Source organism: Pseudomonas sp. Eqa60, from assembly GCF_018326405.1.
Classification (GTDB): Bacteria; Pseudomonadota; Gammaproteobacteria; order Pseudomonadales; family Pseudomonadaceae; genus Aquipseudomonas; species Aquipseudomonas protegens.
Genome location: NZ_AP024342.1, coordinates 440190 through 460404, shown reverse-complemented (window position 1 = coordinate 460404; position 20215 = coordinate 440190). Strand labels below are relative to the sequence as shown.

Sequence of the window (20215 nt, the reverse complement as noted above, 5' to 3'; positions counted from 1 at the left end):
GCAAACGTCTGTATATGTATATACAAATAACAAACGATAGGGTGCTTGAACCATGTCCGCCTTTTTCGCCGAACGTGCACTGCTGCCTGATGGCTGGGCCAACCATGTACGCCTTGAAGTCAGCGCTAACGGCCAACTGACACAGATCCAGGCCAACGCCAGCGCAGACGGCGCGGAACGGCTCAAGGGCCCGCTGCTGCCGGGCATGCCCAACCTGCACTCCCATGCATTCCAGCGGGCCATGGCCGGGCTGGCGGAAGTGGCCGGCAACCCCAATGACAGCTTCTGGACCTGGCGCGACCTGATGTACCGCCTGGTGGGCAAGATCAATCCCGAGCAGTTGGAAGTCATCGCCCGGCAGCTGTATATCGAAATGCTCAAGGCCGGCTACACCTCGGTAGCTGAATTCCACTACGTGCATCACGACAGCGACGGCAAGCCCTACGCCGACCCCGCCGAACTGTCCCGCCGCATCAGCCAGGCCGCCGCCGGCAGCGGTATCGGCCTGACCCTGCTGCCAGTGCTCTACAGCCACGCAGGCTTTGGTGGCCAGGCACCGAATGACGGCCAGCGCCGCTTCATCAACAGCACCGAAAACTACCTCAAGCTGCAACAGCACTTGCAGCCGCTGCTGGCGCAGCAGGCCAACCAGCAACTGGGCCTGTGCTTTCACTCGTTGCGAGCGGTCACGCCACAGCAGATCAGCGAAGTGCTGGCTGCCAGTGATCGCCATTGCCCGGTGCATATCCACATCGCCGAGCAGCAGAAGGAAGTCGACGACTGCCTGAGCTGGAGCGGCCGGCGTCCATTGCAGTGGCTGTATGAAAACGTCGCGGTGGATCAGCGCTGGTGCCTGGTCCACGCCACCCACGCCAACCCCGAGGAAGTCAGCCTCATGGCCAGAAGCCGGGCCATCGCCGGCCTGTGCCTGACCACCGAGGCCAACCTGGGCGACGGTATTTTCCCGGCGGTGGACTTCCTGGCCCAGGGCGGGCGCCTGGGCATCGGCTCCGACAGCCATGTGTCCTTGAGCGTGGTGGAAGAACTGCGCTGGCTGGAGTACGGCCAGCGCCTGCGGGACCAGCGCCGCAACCGCCTGTACCGCGCCGACCAGCCCATGGTCGGCCGGACCCTGTACGACGCCGCGCTGGATGGCGGGGCCCAGGCCCTGGGACAAGGCATTGGCGCCCTGGCCGTGGGTACCCGCGCCGACTGGCTGGTGCTGGATGGCAACGACCCCTACCTGGCCACCGCCGACGGCGACGGGATTCTCAACCGCTGGCTGTTCGCCGGCGGCGACCGTCAGGTGCGCGATGTGATGGTGGGTGGGCAGTGGGTCGTGCGCGACGGGCGTCACGCCGCCGAAGAAGACAGCAGCCGGGCCTTCACCCAGGTCCTGCGTGACCTGCTCAACTAACCCCGACCTGTAGGAGCCGGCTGGCCGGCGAAAGCATTCTCACGAGCGCCTTCGCCGGCCAGCCGGCTCCTGCGGATGAGCTTATTTCGAGGTCTTGGCCATGGCCGAGTCCGACACCCGCCAGATCAGCCGCGTGGTGTCATACCCCTGCTGGCGAGCCTTGCTCAGCAGTTCCTCGCGCACCGTTTCGTTGACCTCCTTGGTCCGCGACAGCAGCCACAGGTAACGGCGGTTCGGGTTGCCGACAATCGCGGTCTTGTAGTCATCACTGACGTACAACACCCAGTAGTCGCCCTTGGTAGCGCCCGGCAGCAGCCGCGAGAACCAGTTATCGAACTCCACCCACAGCTTGTCGGTCTTGCCCGGCACTTGAGGCGTGGCCGTACCACGGGCCTCTTCCCATTTCCATTCCGGCGTCAGGCAGCGATTGAGCACCGCCACGTTGCCCTCCGGCAGCAGGGTATAGCGAGCCTCGGATTGCGCACAGTTGCGCTGGAAGTACATGGGCAACCGCGCCAGCTCGTACCAGGTGCCCTGATAACGCTTGAGATCGACGTGGTTGACGGTCTTGGGCGCCAGCGAATCGTCCCGGGACGTGGCGCAGCCGGCCAAGAGCAGGCCGACCAGAAGAGTGACAGCAAAACGCATCATTATTTTTCTCCCGTGGGCCCGAAGCCCCGGTTTTTTTACTTCAGGCCTTGCCCGGAAAACATCAGAACCTTGTCACCGGCGTACTGCACGCTGATAAAGCTGTTCTTGTCACCCCAGGTGCAGCTGGACATGCCCAGCGCGCCCGAACAGTCAGTCGGCTTGCCCAGGAGTTGTTCGACCTCGGCCTTGGGCATACCCGCCGACAGCTTGGAATAGTTTTCCTGATTGACCTTGCTGCACGCGGCCAGCAGCACGCAGAACGACAACAGAGCGAGAGAACGCAGGGACATGGTGAACTCCTGAACAAAAGGGGGAAGGCCTGTCAGCCAACCAGAAGCTTAGAAGAGAAAACCCCCTTCTGGTTCCCCGGGGAGACGGGTATTTCTTGCCTGGCAAACCGGGCAATTGCCTCGTAAATCAAGGACCTTTTTGCCGCACCTGACAGTTCGTCGGCTTTGTGTATCTGCCCCTCATTTTCAGTGGTGGCCAGTCGACATAAGATGCAGCGCAAAGCCCTCCACTGTGGCAAATTGACGCCCCTCGTTGACCAGCCCCTCGCGGTAGTTCATTTAATGACCAGAAATATGAAGTTCAGCCACAAGATCCTGCTCGCCGCCGCCCTTGTGGTTGCCGTTGCGTTCGCCTGTTTTATTCTGTTCAACGACTATCGACAGCGAGAGGCCCTGCGCAGCAGCACCGAAGCCTCGATGCAGGAACTGGGCAGCCTGACCACCAGCAACATCCAGACCTGGCTGGAGAGCCGCATCCAGCTCCTGCAAACCCTGGCCCAGCAGATCGCCGTGGACGGCAGCGGCGCCGATAGCCTGAAACGCAGCGTCGGCCTGCCCGCCTACACCGGCAACTTCCAGCTCAGCTACTTCGGGGGCCAGGACGGCGTGATGTTCTCGGTACCGGCCGGCAACCGCGCCGCCGATTACGACCCCCGTGCCCGCGGCTGGTACAAGGCAGCCACCGGCGCCCAGCGGACCATCGTCACCGAACCCTACATCGCCGCCTCGTCGGGCAAGCTGGTGATCACCGTCGCCACCCCGGTACAGCACCAGAACCAGATGATCGGTGTGGCCGGTGCCGACATCGACCTGTCGAGCGTCAGCGCCATCATCAACTCACTGAACTTCGGCGGTCACGGCCATGCCTTCATCGTCAGTGCCGAGGGCAAGATCCTCATCCACCCTGACAGCAAGCTGGTGCTCAAGAACCTGAGCGAGGCCTACCCCAACGCAGCGCCGAACGTCAGCCCGGGCCTGAAAGAAGTACAGCAGGGCGGCAAGACCCAGTTCATTTCCTTCACCCACGTCAATGGCGTGCCCTCGGCCGATTGGTACGTGGCCCTGGTCCTGGACCAGGACACCGCCTTCGCCATGCTCAGCGAGTTCCGCACCTCGGCCATCATCGCCATGGCCATTGCCGTGGTGATCATCATCAGCCTGCTGGGCATGCTGATCCGCATGCTGATGCAGCCCCTGCACCTGATGGGCCGGGCCATGCACGATATCGCCGAAGGTGAAGGCGACCTGACCAAACGCCTGGTGATCCACGGCCACGACGAATTCGGCACCCTGGGAGTGTCGTTCAACCGTTTCGTCGAACGCATCCACAGCTCGATCCGCGAAGTGTCCTCGGCCACCGGCCAGGTCAACGAAGTGGCCCTGCGGGTCGTGGCTGCCTCCAATTCGTCGATGTTCAACTCCGACCAGCAGGCCTCGCGCACCAGCAGCGTGGCCGCAGCCATCAACCAGCTGGGCGCCGCCGCCCAGGAAATCGCCCAGAACGCAGCCCTGGCCTCGCAGCACTCCAGCGACGCCCGCAGCCTGGCGGAAGACGGCCAGCAGGTAGTGGACAAGACCATCGCCGCGATGCACCAGCTGTCGGCCAAGATCAGCAGTTCCTGCGACAACATCGAAACCCTCAACAGCAGCACGGTGAACATCGGGCAAATTCTGGAAGTGATCACCAGCATCTCCCAGCAGACCAACCTGCTGGCCCTCAACGCCGCCATCGAAGCCGCCCGCGCCGGTGAAGCCGGGCGCGGCTTCGCAGTGGTAGCGGACGAGGTGCGCAACCTCGCCCACCGCACCCAGGATTCGGCGCAGCAAGTGCAGAAGATGATCGAGGAACTGCAGGTAGGCGCCCGTGAAGCGGTGGGCACCATGACCGAAAGCCAGCGCGAGAGCGAGAACAGCGTGGGCATTGCCAACCAGGCCGGCGAGCGCCTGGGCAGCGTGACCCAGCGCATCGGCGAGATCGACGGCATGAACCAGTCGGTGGCCACCGCCACCGAGGAGCAGACCGCCGTGGTGGAGTCGATCAACGTCGACATCACCGAGATCAACACCCTCAACCAGGAAGGCGTGGAAAACCTCCAGGCCACCTTGCGCGCCTGCGCCGACCTGGAGCAGCAGGCCAAGCGCCTGCAGCATCTGGTGGGCAGTTTCCGTATTTAAAGGAACAGCTTCGCCGGCTTGCCGGCGAAAGCGCCCTTAAAAACGCGAACCGGGCTCGCGCAGGAAAGCCAGTTCCTCGGCCGTGGATTCGCGGCCCAGGATGGCATTGCGATGGGGGAAGCGCCCAAAGCGGGCAATGACTTTCTGGTGCCGTTCGGCGTAGTCCAGGTTGTCGGCAAACACTGCACGCTCGTCCGCTGGCTGTTCATCGTGCAGGGCGGTAAAGCGTGAAACGCTCTCGTTCTGCACCGCCAGGTTTTCGCAGTGCTCGAACACCAGGTAGATGAAGCAGCGCTGCATGGCCGGCAGGCGCCGGTCAAAATCCGCGGCGATACCCTGGGCCACCAGTGCCTGGGCACGCAGGTCGCCGGCAAATGCCTTGGGAGTGTCGCGATAGATCATCCGTGGCAGTTGGTCGAGCAACAGCACCATGGCCAGCCAACCTTGGGGGCTTTGCGCCCATTCGGTCAAACCGCCAGCCAGGGCCTGCTCCACCAGGCCGGCGAAACGCTGACGCGCTTCGAGGTCCTGGCTGTCGCGCTTGCCGAACCACAACCGGCCCTTGGCAGCGACAATCTCCGCCGGCTTTTCGGCTGAACCGAACCACCAATCAAGCAGAGGCTGCCAGGGCGCGCTCATGATTTATTCCTTGTGGTAGCCGGTCACGCGGGCCACTTCTTCCTTCGAGCCGAGGAACACCGCCACACGCTGGTGCAGGCCTTCAGGCTGAATGTCGAGAATGCGCTTGTGACCATCGGTGGACGCGCCGCCGGCCTGTTCCACCAGGAACGACATCGGGTTGGCTTCGTACATCAGGCGCAGCTTGCCCGGTTTTTCCGGCTCGCGGCTGTCACGTGGGTACATGAACAGACCGCCCCGGGTCAGGATACGGTGCACGTCAGCCACCATCGCCGCGACCCAGCGCATGTTGTAGTTCTTTTTCAGCGGGCCGGTGTCGCCCGCCAGCAGTTCTTCCACGTAGCGCTTGACCGGGGCTTCCCAGTGACGCTCGTTGGACATGTTGATGGCGAATTCCTGGGTGGACTCCGGAATCTTGATGTCTTCGTGGGTCAGGACGAAGCTGCCCATTTCGCGGTCCAGGGTGAAGCCTTTGACGCCGTCGCCCAGGGTCAGCACCAGCATGGTCTGCGGGCCGTAGATGGCGTAACCGGCAGCGACCTGCTGGGTGCCCGGCTGCAGGAAGGCCTTTTCATTCAGGGCTTCGTTCTGGCTCAGGTACTCGTTCGGGCAGCGCAGTACCGAGAAAATGGTGCCGACCGGTGCGTTGATATCGATGTTCGAGGAGCCGTCCAGCGGGTCGAATACCAGCAGGTAGGCGCCTTTGGGGTACTTGCCCGGGATCTGGTAGGCATTGTCCATTTCCTCGGACGCCATGCCGGCCAGGTGGCCGCCCCATTCGTTGGCTTCGAGCAGGATCTCGTTGGAGATCACGTCGAGCTTCTTCTGCACTTCGCCCTGCACGTTTTCCGTGCCCATGCTGCCCAGGACACCGCCCAGGGCGCCCTTGGAAACGGCGTGGCTGATCTCCTTGCAAGCACGCGCCACCACTTCGATCAGGAAGCGCAGATCGGCAGGAGTGTTGTTGCTGCGGGTCTGCTCAATCAAATAGCGACTCAGGGTAACGCGGGACATGGAAGGCTCCGGAGGAATGGGGGGCTAAAAACCCGCGCAGTTTAACGCGAGTCGAGGCGCATTTCCTCCTCTCAGACAGGGAACCGCCAGTTAGAGTTCAGGCGCCGGTTTCAGCGTAGTCAAAAACCCCGGGCACGATGGACCTTGGTGGCGAGGGAGCTTGGTCCCTCGCCACACCTGCCCGCCTCAGGCCGCGGGTTTGCGCAACATGCTGAAGGCCATGCCGGCCAGGGCCAGCACCCCGAGAAGCAATACGGCCCACAGGCCGATCTTCTTCCAGTCCGGCCCGCCTGCCGCCACGGCAGCGGCAGGAGCGACAGTGGCCGAGGCCAGCTGCGCCGCACCCTCGACCTTGGCCTGGCCCAACTGCTTGAGGCGTTGCGCACTGTAGTCGGGGATCAGGGTCGCCAGCGGCAGGTTGGCCGCGCTCGCGGTGGGGTTGCCCAGGGCCAGGGTGTAAGGGCCGGCTCCCCGAGCCAGGAACACCAGTTGGGTGCCACGCACGGCGAACTCCAGGCTCGGGGCCTCGGCGCCCAGGCCGCCACCACGCTCATCCACCACCAGCCTGAGTTGCTGCACGGTCTGCCCCGGCAGTTGCAGTTCGTTCTGCTGCACGTCCTGGCCATTCTGGGTCAGGCGGTACAGCAGGCCATTGCCCAGGGGCTGCCACGGCAGGCTGCTTTCTCGGCGCCCATAAAGCGTGGCCGGAGCCAGGCTGTTGGCCTGGGTCAGGGCAATGCGCACCCGTTCCAGGTTCAAACCCATAGGCAGCTGCCAGGTGTACTCGCCGGCCTTGGCACTGCTGCCCTTCAGGGGCTGCGACCACACCAGCGGCGAGGGCAGGCTGCTGGTGGTACTGCTTTGCAATTGCGCCGAAGTCAGCACCGGCGCCGTTTGCGGGGCGTTCCATAACAGGCGCAGGTAGCGCGCCGTCTGCCCGGGCAAGGCCACTTCATGCTGTTCGACCCGCTCGTCGGCGAACGACAGGCGCGCCACCTGGCCTTCGCCCCAGGGCTGCCAGTGTTGCAGGTCGTCGCTGGCTTCGATGCTGAACCGCTGGAAGCCGTCGCGTTCGCTGGTCCAGTCCAGCACCAGTTGCTGCAACGGAGCCTTGATTGCGCTGGCATCCAGCAACCAGCCACGCAGGACCTCCTCGCCGGCCTCCAGTTGAGTGGAGGGCTGAACCTCCACCAGCGTGCCATTGCTGGTGGATTGCACCCGCACGCTGGGGGTGCTGTCGGCGGCATCTGCCGAGCTGTACAACGGGAACCACTTCACATCGCTGAGCGTGTGCTGCTCGGTGGTCTGCGCCTGCTGGCGCGCCAGGGCATAGGCCTGGGGCTCACCGGCAGCGTTGAACACACGGATATCCCGCAGGTCGGTCTGGCTGGCGTGCAGTTGCACCGCCAACGGCAATTCCAGGCGATACCAGGGCCCCTCGCCGCTCAGGCTCAGGGGTGCCAGGGACTTGAAGTCCCCCGGTTTGTCCTGGGCCACGGCGGACAACGCCACACACAGGCCCACAGCCCCCAACCAGCCCAGGCTCAGCTTCACACTCACGATGACACTCCTTCATTCAACGGTTTGCCGGGCTCGGCTTGCGCCTCGGCGCGCTTGGGCGGCAATGGGGCGAAATAGCCCACCACCAGCAGCAATACTCCCACCCCGATGAACGAGACGATCCGCGCCAGCCCGCCACGGTTGCTCAACTCCACCAGGAACAGCTTGGCCACCACCACGGCAATCAGCACTGCGCCGATCAGCCAGACTTCACGGCGATGACGCAGGTGGCCGCCGATCATCAGGCTCAGGGCAATCAGGGTCCAGACGATGGACAGCCCGGCCTGGACCATCATCGATTCCAGCAACGCATCCGCCTGGAACGGCACGCCGCTCCAATGGTGGGCCGCCCGCATCACCAGCACGGTGAAGAAGGCGAACAGCGACAGCCCCGCCACCAGTTGCGTGGCACGCTCGGCGTAGTCGACACGGATCGCCAGTTCCCGCACCGCGCTGCGCGACCAGACATAGACGCCGAACAGCGCGAACAGCAGCCCCAGTTCCAGCGGGTTGAGCAGCGGCAGGTAAGGCAGTGGTTCGGCCCGGCCATCGCTGAAGATATTCGCCAGCCAGAACCAGCCGAGCATCAGCACCGCCAGGGGCAGCGCGGCATACAGGCGGTACTCGCGGGAGTGGGCAGAAACCGGCCACGGCCAGGCGCGCGGCACGGCCATCGCCACCAGGTAGAGGCTCGGCAGGATCGCCCAGCCCAGCCAGCGCCAGGCGTTGTACTGCTCGGACAACAGCAGCAGGCCATAACGCAGCTCCAGCGCCAGCACGCCGATCAGCAACCAGCAGCCCAGCACATGGGCGATGCTCGCCACCCGTGCCGGCAGCTGCGACGCCAAGCGCCGCAGGCTGAAGAAGTGCACGGCGAACAACAGGGTCCAGGCCAGCCAGCCGAAATCCGCCGCCGGGTGATAGCGCGGAGCCCAGGAAGCCAGCAGTACCAGACCCGCGGCCGGTATCAACAGGCTGCACAACAGGCCCAGGGACGACCATTTCAAACGTACCGCCAGCAGCGCCCAGAGCAACACGCTAGCCGCGCTGATCAGCAACAGCAGGCTGGCCTGCCAATGGGCCGGGGCGAAGCGCAGCACTTCCTTGAGCCAGGTAAAGGCCCACCAGCACGCGCCCCAGGCCAGCAACAGATCGGACAGATGGCCCAGGCTCAAGGTATCGAAGGCCGAACCATGGTTGCCCCGCTGCAGGCGCCAGGCGCCCACCAGGGCCGCCAGGGCCAGGACCATCGGCGTCCAGAAATCGCCATTGGCCAGAGGCCGCGCAGCGTCCGCCGCCACGAAATACCAACCCGAACCGGCCAGCAGGAAAGTGCTGCCGCCAATCACCTGGAGCACCAGGCCGAAGACAAAGCTGGCCCGCTGCTGCAGATACAGGCTGAGCCAGATGATCAGCAGGCCACTGGCGGCCCAGACGCCACTGGCCGTGCTCCAGGGCAGGACGAACAGCACCGCCAGGTTGATCATCATCAGGCCGGCCAGCAGTACCAGGGACAAGCCCCGCAGCAGCCGCGGATCACTGCGCACCATGTCATTGCGGGCTGCCATGAGCATGCCGCCGATCAGCGCCAGGCCAATCAGCGAAGCGCTCATCAGCCCGCTCCAGCCGGCGTTGAACACCGCACCGGCATCACCGTCCGCACCTTGCAGGCGCATCAGGAACAGCGCACCGCCCAACAGCTGCACGGCGAAGGCGGTGAACAGGAACGTCCGCGATTGCAGGCGCAGGCCGACAAACAGCGTCGCCAACCCGGCCACCGCCCAGCTGATGGCGGTGCCCTGGGTGAACAGGAACAACGGCGCCAGCAGGTACAGGAAAGCCAGCCCGGCCACCGCCAGGATCGGCGCAATGCCCTGCTCCCAGCTCGCTACCTGGGTCTTCCGCACCCGCCGCAACTGGTCGAAGCTGAACAGCAGCGCGACGCCCAGCAGCAACGCCCCCAGCGGCGCGCCATCCAGCAGGCTGGTAGCGCCAGGCTGCAGCTTACTGAGGAAGGCCAGGGCCGACCCCAGTTGCAGCAGCAGGGCGAACGCCCGGGCCAGCGGCCGTTGCTGGCGCAGGCCGAGCCAGAAGATTCCCGCCCCTTCCACGGCCCAGGCGGCGCAGGTCCAGCGCGCATCCAGGCCTAGAGGGATCGCCAGGCTGGCGAAGATCACGCCCAAGGCCAGGCAGGTTTCACCCAGCAACAGGGCGCGGCCGCCCATCAGTAGCCGGGCCAGGACCATGTAGGTCAGGCCCAGGGCCAGGGCACTGAAGGAAGCGGCGAACTCCAGGTGCTGGACCAGCGCCAGTTGCAGGCCGAAGCCCACCAGGGGCGGGCCGAAGAGCATGCTGCCGTCGACGTAGTCACCCTTGCGCGCAGACCAGTGCAGCAGCGCCTGGCGGCTGTCATCCGCCGGTGCGTCGGGCATTTCCAGCAGCTTGCGCCGGGTGAACAGCAGGCCGATGGCCAGGTACATGACAAAGAACAGGATCAGGAAGGGCTCGGTGCTCCACAGCAGCTCCGGCGTGTAGGAGCGCAGGCCCCAGGCAAAGCCGATACCGAAGGTGCCGACAAAGCCGATCAGGTTCAGCAGGCGCCAGGCCTTGAACCAGGCAATGGCCAGGATGCCGGCATTGAGCAGGGCGAAGTAACTGAACAGTGCCACATGGCTGCCGGCGCCGGTGGACGTCAGGATCGGTGCGGCAAAGCCGCCCAGGGCTGCAGCGGCCGCCAGACTGAGGGCGTCCTGGGTAATGGCCAGGATCGCCGAAAACACCGTGACCGCCACCAACAGGCCAAGGGCCGCGGAAGGGTCGAGCAACGGATGCAGGCGCATCGCCGCGAACACCGTCAGGTACAGCACCGCGATACCGGTGCCCTGGAGCATCAGGGCGTAGTTGCTGTTGCGCCGCCGCAACCACCAGCCCAGGCCCAGCAGGCCCAGGGAGCAGGCCGCAACCCCGGCGTAGCGCAGCTCCAGCGGCACCACCATGCCTTCGGTGGCGTAGCGCAGAAGGAAAGCCAGGCCAAGGAACAACAGCACCACGCCGACCCGCAGCACAGTGTTGCCGCCAAACAGCCAGTTGCGCGCGCCGCTCAGGGCGCGCTCGATCAGGTTGGGTTCCCGAGGCGCAGCTACGGACTCACGGGCCGGCGCCTGGGGCTGGGGTTGCCACACCGACTCCGGCACCGGCTGGCTGGCCTCCACGGAGGCGGCAGGGCTCGCTGCCGCGGGCAACTCCCAGACCAGCTCGGGGGCAGCCGGCACCGGCTCCACGGGCTGGACTTCCTCAAGAATGAATTCGGGAAGGTCTGCAAGTTCCGGCGCGGCGCTCATGCTGCTGCCTGCCTCGGCCAGCGGGGCGCTGGCCTGGGGTTCTGAGGCGGGCTCGGCAGCGGGGCCGCCGGTGCTTTCCAGCAGGGCAAGGCGCTGGCCCAGGGTAGCGAGGGCCTTCTTTGCCTTCTCCAGCTCACGATGCTGGTCGACAACTTGTCGATGCAAGGCGTCGGAACGAATCGCCAGGCCGATGGCCAAGCCCGAGACCGCGCCAATCAGGGCGTCGCTGAAGGACTCGTCAAGGAGCCAGCCCAGTCCCCCTCCCAGCAGCATGAATATCCATTGCATGTGTCGATATCCCTAAGCAGTCCATTGACGGACGGGTGCAACCGTATGGGTGCCCGCGCCGGTAAACCGGTAAAGGCCCCTCCCCGCTTGGAAGCCGGACACCAGACAAAAGACACCGCCGGGGAGGCAAAACGCTGCCCAGTATATCGGCAAGGCCCAACAAACGCTGGGCCTTGTACACACTTCTAGAATTTTCTCAGGGGCCTCATTCCAGGGCCTTCCAGATCTCCGTAGCGTATTCACGGATGGTCCGGTCCGAAGAGAACCAGCCCATGCGCGCAGTGTTGAGCACCGCCGAACGCCACCATTCCTTGGAGTCGTGCCAGCGCTCCTCGACCCGAGCCTGGGCGTTCCAGTAAGCGTCGAAATCGGCGCAGACCAGGAACCGGTCGTAATCGATCAGCGAATCGATCAGCGCGGTATAGCGCGACGGATCGTCCGGGGAGAACACCCCGCCGCGAATCGCCTGCAGCACATCGTTCAGCCGACGGGAGGCGGCGATGTCCGGCACCGCGCTGAACTCGCCATTGCGTTTGCGCGCCTCCACCTGCTGGGCACTGAGGCCGAAGATGAACATGTGCTCCGCGCCGACCTGCTCGCACATCTCGACGTTGGCGCCGTCCAGGGTGCCGATGGTCAACGCGCCATTGAGGCCGAACTTCATGTTGCTGGTGCCCGAGGCCTCGAACCCGGCGGTGGAGATCTGCTCCGACAGGTCGGCGGCAGGAATGATGCTTTCCGCCAGGCTGACGTTGTAGTTGGGCAAGAACACCACCTTGAGCAAGCCGCGCACCGTGGGGTCATTGTTCACCGTACGGGCGATGTCGTTGGTCAGCTTGATGATCAGCTTGGCCTGGTGATAGCTGGCGGCAGCCTTGCCGGCGAAGATCTTCACCCGGGGCACCCAGTCGGTTTCCGGCTCGGCGCGGATCGCCTGGTACAACGCCACGGTGTGCAACAGGTTGAGCAACTGGCGCTTGTATTCGTGGATGCGCTTGACCTGCACATCGAACATTGCCGCCGGGTTGATCGCGATTCCCAGGCGCTCATGGATGATCGCCGCGAGGGCGCGCTTGCTGTGCAGGCGCTGCTCGGCGAACTGTTTGCGAAAGGCCGGTTTCTCGGCAAAGGGTTCGAGCCCCCTGAGCAGTTCCTCGGGGCTGTCCAGCAGCTCGGGGCCCAGGGCCTCCACCAGCATTTCAGTGAGTTGCGGGTTGGCCTGGTACAGCCAGCGGCGGAAGGTGATGCCGTTGGTCTTGTTGTTGATGCGCTCGGGGTACAGCTTGTGCAGCTCGGAGAACACCGTGCTGCGCATCAGCTGGGTGTGCAGCCCGGACACGCCGTTGACGCTGTGGGAGCCGAGAAACGCCAGGTTGCCCATGCGCACCCGGCGGCCGTTGTCTTCCTCGATCAGCGACACCGCCCGCAGCACGTCGAAATCGTGCAGGCCCTTGGCCCGCAGCGAGTCGATGTGCTGGGCGTTGATCAGGTAGATGATCTGCATGTGCCGCGGCAGCATGCGCTCCATCAGGCCCACCGGCCAGGTTTCCAGGGCCTCGGGCAGCAAGGTGTGGTTGGTGTAGGAGAGGGTTTCCACGGTGATCTGCCACGCCGCGTCCCAGGCGATGCCGTGCAGGTCGACCAGTTGGCGCATCAGCTCGGCCACGGCGATCGACGGGTGGGTGTCATTGAGCTGGATCGCCGCGTGCTCGCCGAGGCTGAGCACCGAGTCGTGCATGTTCTTGTGGCGGCGCAGCAGGTCCTGCAGCGACGCCGAGACGAAGAAATATTCCTGGCGCAGGCGCAGCTCCTGGCCGGCCTCGGTGCTGTCGGCCGGGTACAGCACCCGGGAAATGCTCTCGGCCCGGGCCACTTCGGCTACCGCGCCCAGGTGGTCACCGGCATTGAAGCGCTCCAGGTGCAGGTCTTCCATGGCCCGTGCCCGCCACAGGCGCAAGGTGTTGACGCTGGCCCCGCGCCAGCCCACCACCGGGGTGTCGTAGGCCACCGCGCGCACCGTTTCCGCCGGCCACCAGACCTGCCGGGTGTTGCCCGCCTCGTCGGTCACGGTGTCGACACTGCCGCCAAAGCCGATGGAGTAGATCACCTCGGGGCGCTCGAACTCCCAGGGGTTGCCGAAATCCAGCCAGTGCTCGGTCTGCTCCTGCTGCCAGCCATCGACGATGGCCTGGCGGAACAGCCCGTGTTCGTAGCGGATGCCGTAGCCGTGGCCGGCGATGCCCAGGGTCGACATGCTTTCCATGAAGCACGCCGCCAGGCGCCCCAGGCCACCGTTGCCCAAGGCCGCATCGGGCTCCAGCAGGCGGATGCGCTCCAGGTCCACGCCCAGGTCGGTGAGGGCCTCGCGGGCCACCTCCAGCAGCCCGAGGTTGCTCAGGCTGTCGAACAGCAGGCGGCCGATAAGGAACTCCAGGGACAGGTAGTACACCCGCTTCTGGCCCTTGCGGTAGATCTGCCGCGTGTGATCCATCCAGTGGTCGACCATGTGGTCCCGCGCGGCCAGGGCAATGGCTTCGAACCAGTCGTGGTCGAAGGCGTGATCCGGGTCTTTGCCTACCGCGTAGGTGAGCTTGGTCAAGACGGCTTCGCGAAAAGCGGCCACCTCAGCGTCGCGAACAAGGGGTTCCTGAGTCATCGATACGACCTCTGACGAGATACACAGTGAGCATGGAATTGTCTGAGCCTAGTCGGTCTGACACGAGGCGAAGGCTCTGGTTCGGCGCTATTTCAAATGGCTCGGCTAAACAGGGAGTCTTCTGCGCCAGCGGGAGAAAAGGATGCAGTTGCCGTGCCGCCAGGTATTGTTCGGCGCCACATGAAGAAAAATCCGACCTAAAGTCGTTCAAAAATCCACCAGTCCCGGTATGATCGCGCGCCCTGGAACACCTGCCGGAAATGACCTTGATGAAGTCCAACCTGATCGCCGCCGCGGAAATCGATCGTCTCGATACCTGGGCCAAGTACACCGCCCCCATGTGCGGCTCCTGCATGTCCAGCTGCTGCACACTGCCGGTGGAAGTGAAGATCAAGGACCTGATCCGCATCGGCATCGTCGATGAATTCGAACGCGGCGAGCCGGCGAAGAACATCGCCAAGCGCCTGCAGAAGGAAGGCATCGTCGAGCGCTACAACCAGAAGTCGGAAATCTTCACCCTGCAGCGCATGAGCAACAACGACTGCCTGTATCTGGATCGTAAAAGCCGCCTGTGCACCATTTATGACAAGCGCCCGGACACCTGCCGCAACCATCCGAAGATCGGCCCGCGCCCGGGTTACTGCGCTTACAAGCCCAAGCCCCAGGTGCGCCCGACCAATACCAGCAGCCGGACCCTGGAACGTTTCTGAGCCCCGGCCTGCGCCTGCAACCCCGTTCCCCATGTAACCCTGCCGCCCTGTAGCCGCAGCCGAGCCTTGGCGAGGCTGCGAACGGCTGCAAAGCCGCCGCAGTACAGGCTACTGCAGAGTTTCAGATACACCGCTTTAGGACCGCTACGCGGTCGAGCGCAGCCTCGCAGGCTCGGCAGTGGCGACAGGACCCGAGCTTTTTCACAGATCAAAAAAAACGCCCCCGGCCGCAAGGCCGGGGGCGTTTTCATTCAGCCGGAACTAAAGACTCAGTTCTTGGCTTTCTTGGCAGCGCGAGTACGCTCGCCTTCGTCCAGGATCTTCTTGCGAAGACGGATGGACTTAGGCGTCACTTCGCACAGCTCGTCGTCCTGGATGAATTCCAGAGCCTGTTCCAGGGTGAAACGGACCGGTGGAACCAGGGCGATGGTTTCGTCCTTGCCCGAAGCACGCATGTTGTCGAGCTTCTTGCCTTTGGTTGGGTTCACACCCAGGTCGTTGTCACGGCTGTTCAGACCAACGATCTGACCGTTGTAGATTTCCTGGCCGTGCTCGACGAACAGCTTGCCGCGCGCCTGCAGGGTTTCCAGGGAGTAGGTCAGGGCCTTGCCGGTTTCTACCGATACCAGTACGCCGTTCTGACGGCCGGACATGTGGCCGGACTTCATCGGAGCGTAGCGATCGAAGATCGAGGTCAGGATGCCTGCACCGTTGGTCAGGGTCAGGAACTGGTTACGGAAACCGATCAGACCACGGGCTGGAATGTTGTATTCCAGGCGTACACGGCCCTTGCCATCCGGAACCATGTTGCTCAGGTCGCCCTTACGCAGGCCCATTTCTTCCATGACCTTGCCCTGGGAATCTTCAGGGATGTCGATGGTGACGTTTTCGAACGGTTCCTGCTTCACGCCGTCAACTTCACGGATGATCACTTCAGGACGGCCAACGCCCATTTCGAAACCTTCGCGACGCATGGTTTCGATCAGTACCGACAGGTGCAGCTCACCACGGCCGGAAACCTTGAACTTGTCGGCCGAGTCGCCTTCTTCGACACGCAGAGCAACGTTGTACAGCAGCTCCTTGTCCAGACGCTCCTTGATGTTACGGGAGGTCACGAACTTGCCTTCTTTACCGCAGAATGGCGAGTCGTTGACCTGGAAGGTCATGGAAACGGTTGGCTCGTCGACGGTCAGCGGCTTCATCGCTTCAACAGCGGTCGGGTCGCACAGGGTGTCGGAGATGAACAGCTCGTCGAAACCGCTGATGCAGACGATGTCGCCGGCAGCGGCTTCTTCAACGTCTACGCGGTGCAGACCGTGGTGGCCCATCAGCTTGAGGATACGACCGTTGCGGCGCTTGCCGTCGACGTCGATGGCCACTACCGGGGTGTTGGGCTTGACGCGACCGCGAGCGATACGGCCAACGCCGATCACACCCAGGAAGCTGTTGTAGTCCAGAGCGGAGATCTGCATCTGGAACGGACCGTCACGGTCAACGCTTGGCGCTGGCACGTTGTCGACGATCGACTGGTACAGCGGGGTCATGTCTTCGGCCATTTCGGTGTGGTCCAGACCGGCAATGCCGTTCAGGGCCGAGGCGTAGACGACTTTGAAGTCCAGCTGTTCTTCGGTGGCACCGAGGTTGTCGAACAGGTCGAAGATCTGGTCCAGAACCCAGTCAGGACGCGCGCCCGGACGGTCAACCTTGTTGATCACGACGATCGGACGCAGGCCGGCTTCGAAAGCCTTCTTGGTCACGAAACGGGTTTGCGGCATAGGGCCGTCTTGAGCGTCGACCAGCAGCAGCACGGAGTCGACCATGGACATTACGCGCTCAACTTCGCCGCCGAAGTCGGCGTGGCCCGGGGTGTCCACGATGTTGATGTGGTAGCCGTTCCAGTTGATGGCGGTGTTTTTCGCCAGGATGGTAATGCCGCGCTCTTTTTCCTGGTCGTTGGAGTCCATCACGCGCTCGTCGTTGAGCTCGTTGCGCTCCAGGGTGCCGGATTGACGCAGGAGTTTGTCTACCAGGGTGGTCTTACCATGGTCAACGTGGGCAATGATGGCGATGTTGCGTAGATTTTCGATCACTTGTGTATCTCGATCAGAGGATTCGGTGTGCTGACAAATGCTGGCAGCGATTAACAATAGATTCAGGCCTGGCCGTTACAGCTGGACGGCGGCGTCGGGGGCCGGTGACGCAAGCCACAGGCGAACATCCCCGGGCACTTAGCTCGGTCTATAAACGCGCACATTGGCATGTCCCTCACTGAGCAGATGGTGAGCATGCAGGCGACTCATGACGCCTTTGTCGCAATACAGCAGGTACTGGCGCGTAGGGTCCAGTTCCTTGAAGCGGGCGTTCAATGCATAGAACGGCAGCGCTTTTACTTCGATGCCTGCGAGCTCCAGCGGCTGGTCTTCCTCGGCATCCGGATGACGGATGTCGATGACGATCTGACCGGCCAGCGCCTCACTGACTTCTTCAATCTGTACATCCTGGCCCAACTCGTCGATCACCCGATCGATCGGCACCAGTTTGGCCCGCTCGATCGCACGCTCGAGCACCGCCATATCGAATTCTTTCTCTTCATGCTCGACGCGATGGCGCTTGGCATGGGTCTTGGGGTTCACCGAGATGACCCCGCAGTACTCCGGCATGTGCTTGGCGAAGTCGGCGGTGCCGATCTCCACGGCCAGGTCGATGATGTCCTGCTTGTGGCTGGCGATCAGGGGGCGCAGTACCAGTTTCTCGGTCACGCAGTCGATCACCGACAGGTTCGGCAGGGTCTGGCTGGACACCTGGGAAATCGCCTCGCCGGTCACCAGCGCATCGATGTGCAGGCGGTCGGCGATGCTCGACGCGGCACGCAACATCATACGCTTCAAAATGACGCCCATATGACTGTTGTCGACTTTGCCGAGGATTTCCCCGAGCACTTCCTCGAACGGCACGCTGACGAACAGCACGCGCTGGGAGCTGCCGTACTTCTTCCATATATAGTGCGCGACTTCCATCACGCCCAGTTCATGGGCACGCCCGCCCAGGTTGAAGAAGCAGAAATGCCCCATCAGGCCGCGGCGCATGATCTGGTAGGCCGCCACCGTGGAATCGAAACCGCCGGACATCAGGACCAGGGTCTGTTCCAGGGCGCCCAGCGGGTAGCCGCCGATGCCGTTGTGCTGGCTGTGGATCACGAACAACCGTTGGTCGCGAATTTCCATCCGCACTTCGATTTCAGGCTCTTTCAGGGAAATTCCGGCGGCGCCGCACTGCCGACGCAGTTGGCTGCCGACGTATTTTTCCACGTCCATGGAGCTGAATTCATGCTTGCCGGCACGCTTGCAGCGCACGGCAAAAACCTTCCCCGGGAGGGCTTCGCCAAAGTGCTGCTTGCACTTGGCGACGATGTCGTCGAAGTCGCCCAGAGGGTACTCGTCGACCTGCAGGAAATGCGCGATGCCGGGCATGCAGCTCAGGCGCTCGGTCATGTCCTTCAGGGCCTTGGGCTCGCTGACGGCGGTTTCCAGCTCGAGGTTGTCCCACACACCATTGACCACCACGGCCGGGTCTAGGTCGCGGAGCACGGCACGGATGTTCTTCGCCAACTGACGGATGAAACGCGTCCGAACCGGGCGGCTCTTGATGGTGATTTCCGGGAAAACTTTAACGATTAGTTTCATGAAAACAGCGCGCGCTGGGCCAGCCGAAAAAGGGGGGCGCGGATTATAGCGGAAATTGCTCAAGGTTTAACCAGTTTATGTGCAGAAGGTTTTCGATGCACCAAAACGGGTCATTTATTGGTAAAGACGCTACATTGCAGTGCGCCGAATGCCGGCATTCAACCCAATACGTCGCAGAAAGCGTGATTTTGGGGCAGAAAACCCATCTCGGGGCACTGGCATGCAATTTGCTCCCTTGTGAGGCAGGTTGCCATGGCAGAGTATTCGCGCCGGCATCACCCACATTCTAAGGGCACTCCAACACCAAGCCCGAAGCCACCCGGAGGACACTATGTCGAAGTCGGTTCAACTCATCAAAGATCATGACGTCAAATGGATTGATCTGCGCTTCACTGACACCAAGGGCACTCAACATCACGTGACCATGCCGGCTCGTGATGCGCTGGATGAAGACTTCTTCGAAGCTGGCAAGATGTTCGACGGCTCCTCCATCGCTGGCTGGAAAGGCATCGAAGCCTCCGACATGATCCTGATGCCGGACGACGAAACCGCCGTACTGGACCCGTTCACCGAAGAACCGACCCTGATCCTGGTGTGCGACATCATCGAGCCTTCGAGCATGCAGGGTTACGATCGTGACCCACGTGCCATCGCCAAGCGCGCCGAAGAGCACCTGAAAGCCACTGGTATCGGCGACACCGTATTCGCCGGCCCAGAGCCAGAGTTCTTCATCTTCGACCAGGTGAAATTCAAGTCCGACATCTCCGGCTCCATGTTCAAGATCTACTCCGAACAAGGTTCGTGGATGTCCGACCAGGACATCGAAGGCGGTAACAAGGGCCACCGTCCAGGCGTCAAGGGCGGCTACTTCCCGGTTCCACCGTTCGACCACGACCACGAAATCCGTACCTCCATGTGCAACGCACTGGAAGAAATGGGCCTGACCGTCGAAGTTCACCACCACGAAGTGGCGACTGCCGGCCAGAACGAAATCGGCGTCAAGTTCAACACCCTGGTGAAGAAGGCCGACGAAACCCAGACCCTGAAGTACGTGGTGCACAACGTGGCTGACGCCTACGGCCGCACTGCCACCTTCATGCCCAAGCCTCTGTACGGCGACAACGGCTCGGGCATGCACGTCCACATGTCGATCTGGAAAGACGGCAAGAACACCTTCGCAGGTGAAGGCTATGCCGGCCTGTCCGATACCGCCCTGTACTTCATCGGCGGCATCATCAAGCACGGTAAGGCCCTGAACGGCTTCACCAACCCGGCGACCAACTCCTACAAGCGTCTGGTGCCAGGCTTCGAAGCCCCGGTCATGCTGGCCTACTCGGCGCGCAACCGCTCCGCTTCGATCCGTATTCCTTACGTGTCGAGCCCTAAGGCCCGCCGTATCGAAGCCCGTTTCCCGGACCCGGCTGCCAACCCGTACCTGGCCTTCGCTGCCCTGCTGATGGCCGGCCTGGACGGCATCCAGAACAAGATCCACCCTGGCGACGCTGCTGACAAAAACCTGTACGACCTGCCGCCTGAAGAGGCCAAAGAGATCCCACAAGTTTGCGGCAGCCTGAAGGAAGCCCTGGAAGAGCTGGACAAAGGTCGTGCGTTCCTGACCAAAGGCGGCGTTTTCAGCGACGACTTCATCGACGCCTACATCGCCCTGAAAAGCGAAGAAGAAATCAAGGTACGTACCTTCGTACACCCACTGGAATACGAGCTGTACTACAGCTGCTGATCCGGTAACGCCGGCGCAAGCCGCGTGATCAAGGGGCCTCCTTCGGGAGGCCT

The 20215-nt window shown here is 63.1% G+C and carries 13 protein-coding genes; 4 read left to right on the top strand and 9 right to left on the bottom strand.

Annotated elements, in window-relative coordinates:
* The first annotated feature begins 52 nt into the window (after positions 1–52).
* Positions 53–1417, top strand: a complete 1365-nt coding sequence (locus KI242_RS02050; RefSeq protein WP_011058773.1) for a formimidoylglutamate deiminase — start codon at positions 53–55, stop codon at positions 1415–1417.
* An 81-nt stretch (positions 1418–1498) separates the two neighbouring features.
* Here the strand turns inward: KI242_RS02050 and KI242_RS02045 are convergent, their stop codons facing one another.
* Entirely contained in the window at positions 1499–2068 is a 570-nt protein-coding gene (locus KI242_RS02045) for a lipocalin family protein (protein WP_011058772.1), read from the bottom strand.
* Positions 2069–2103: 35 nt separating this feature from the next.
* Positions 2104–2358, bottom strand: coding sequence for a hypothetical protein (locus tag KI242_RS02040; RefSeq protein WP_011058771.1), 255 nt, complete (start codon positions 2356–2358; stop codon positions 2104–2106).
* Between the two features lie 282 nt (positions 2359–2640).
* On the opposite strand from KI242_RS02040, the gene KI242_RS02035 reads away from it, so the two are divergent.
* Positions 2641–4533 (top strand): methyl-accepting chemotaxis protein, encoded by a 1893-nt coding sequence (locus KI242_RS02035; protein ID WP_197731926.1) that lies wholly within the window; start codon positions 2641–2643, stop codon positions 4531–4533.
* 36 nt (positions 4534–4569) lie between these two features.
* On the opposite strand, the gene KI242_RS02030 is transcribed toward KI242_RS02035, so the two are convergent.
* From KI242_RS02030 to KI242_RS02010, 5 genes are all read right to left on the bottom strand, one after another.
* Positions 4570–5172 (bottom strand): DUF924 family protein, encoded by a 603-nt coding sequence (locus tag KI242_RS02030; RefSeq protein WP_011058769.1) that lies wholly within the window; start codon positions 5170–5172, stop codon positions 4570–4572.
* A gap of 3 nt (positions 5173–5175) precedes the next feature.
* The gene (locus KI242_RS02025; RefSeq protein ID WP_011058768.1) at positions 5176–6186 is read right to left on the bottom strand and encodes a class 1 fructose-bisphosphatase; all 1011 of its coding nucleotides are present in this window, start codon (positions 6184–6186) and stop codon (positions 5176–5178) included.
* A 186-nt stretch (positions 6187–6372) separates the two neighbouring features.
* Positions 6373–7746 (bottom strand): DUF3999 domain-containing protein, encoded by a 1374-nt coding sequence (locus tag KI242_RS02020; protein ID WP_015633843.1) that lies wholly within the window; start codon positions 7744–7746, stop codon positions 6373–6375.
* Positions 7743–11375 (bottom strand): DUF2339 domain-containing protein, encoded by a 3633-nt coding sequence (locus KI242_RS02015; RefSeq protein ID WP_212805873.1) that lies wholly within the window; start codon positions 11373–11375, stop codon positions 7743–7745. The genes KI242_RS02020 and KI242_RS02015 overlap by 4 nt, the downstream gene beginning before the upstream one ends.
* A gap of 205 nt (positions 11376–11580) precedes the next feature.
* Entirely contained in the window at positions 11581–14031 is a 2451-nt protein-coding gene (locus tag KI242_RS02010) for a glycogen/starch/alpha-glucan phosphorylase (RefSeq protein ID WP_212805872.1), read from the bottom strand.
* Positions 14032–14300: 269 nt separating this feature from the next.
* Here KI242_RS02010 and KI242_RS02005 point away from each other — a divergent pair, with 269 nt between their 5' ends.
* Positions 14301–14741, top strand: coding sequence for a YkgJ family cysteine cluster protein (locus tag KI242_RS02005; protein ID WP_026020056.1), 441 nt, complete (start codon positions 14301–14303; stop codon positions 14739–14741).
* A gap of 269 nt (positions 14742–15010) precedes the next feature.
* Here the strand turns inward: KI242_RS02005 and typA are convergent, their stop codons facing one another.
* Both typA and thiI read right to left on the bottom strand, forming a co-directional pair.
* Entirely contained in the window at positions 15011–16831 is a 1821-nt protein-coding gene (gene typA, locus KI242_RS02000; protein ID WP_019093868.1) for a translational GTPase TypA, read from the bottom strand.
* Positions 16832–16969: 138 nt separating this feature from the next.
* Positions 16970–18424 (bottom strand): tRNA uracil 4-sulfurtransferase ThiI, encoded by a 1455-nt coding sequence (thiI, locus tag KI242_RS01995; protein ID WP_011058762.1) that lies wholly within the window; start codon positions 18422–18424, stop codon positions 16970–16972.
* Positions 18425–18755: 331 nt separating this feature from the next.
* On the opposite strand from thiI, the gene glnA reads away from it, so the two are divergent.
* A complete protein-coding gene (gene glnA, locus KI242_RS01990; protein WP_011058761.1) occupies positions 18756–20162 on the top strand; it encodes a glutamate--ammonia ligase in 1407 nt (468 codons plus the stop codon).
* The last annotated feature ends 53 nt before the right edge of the window (positions 20163–20215 follow it).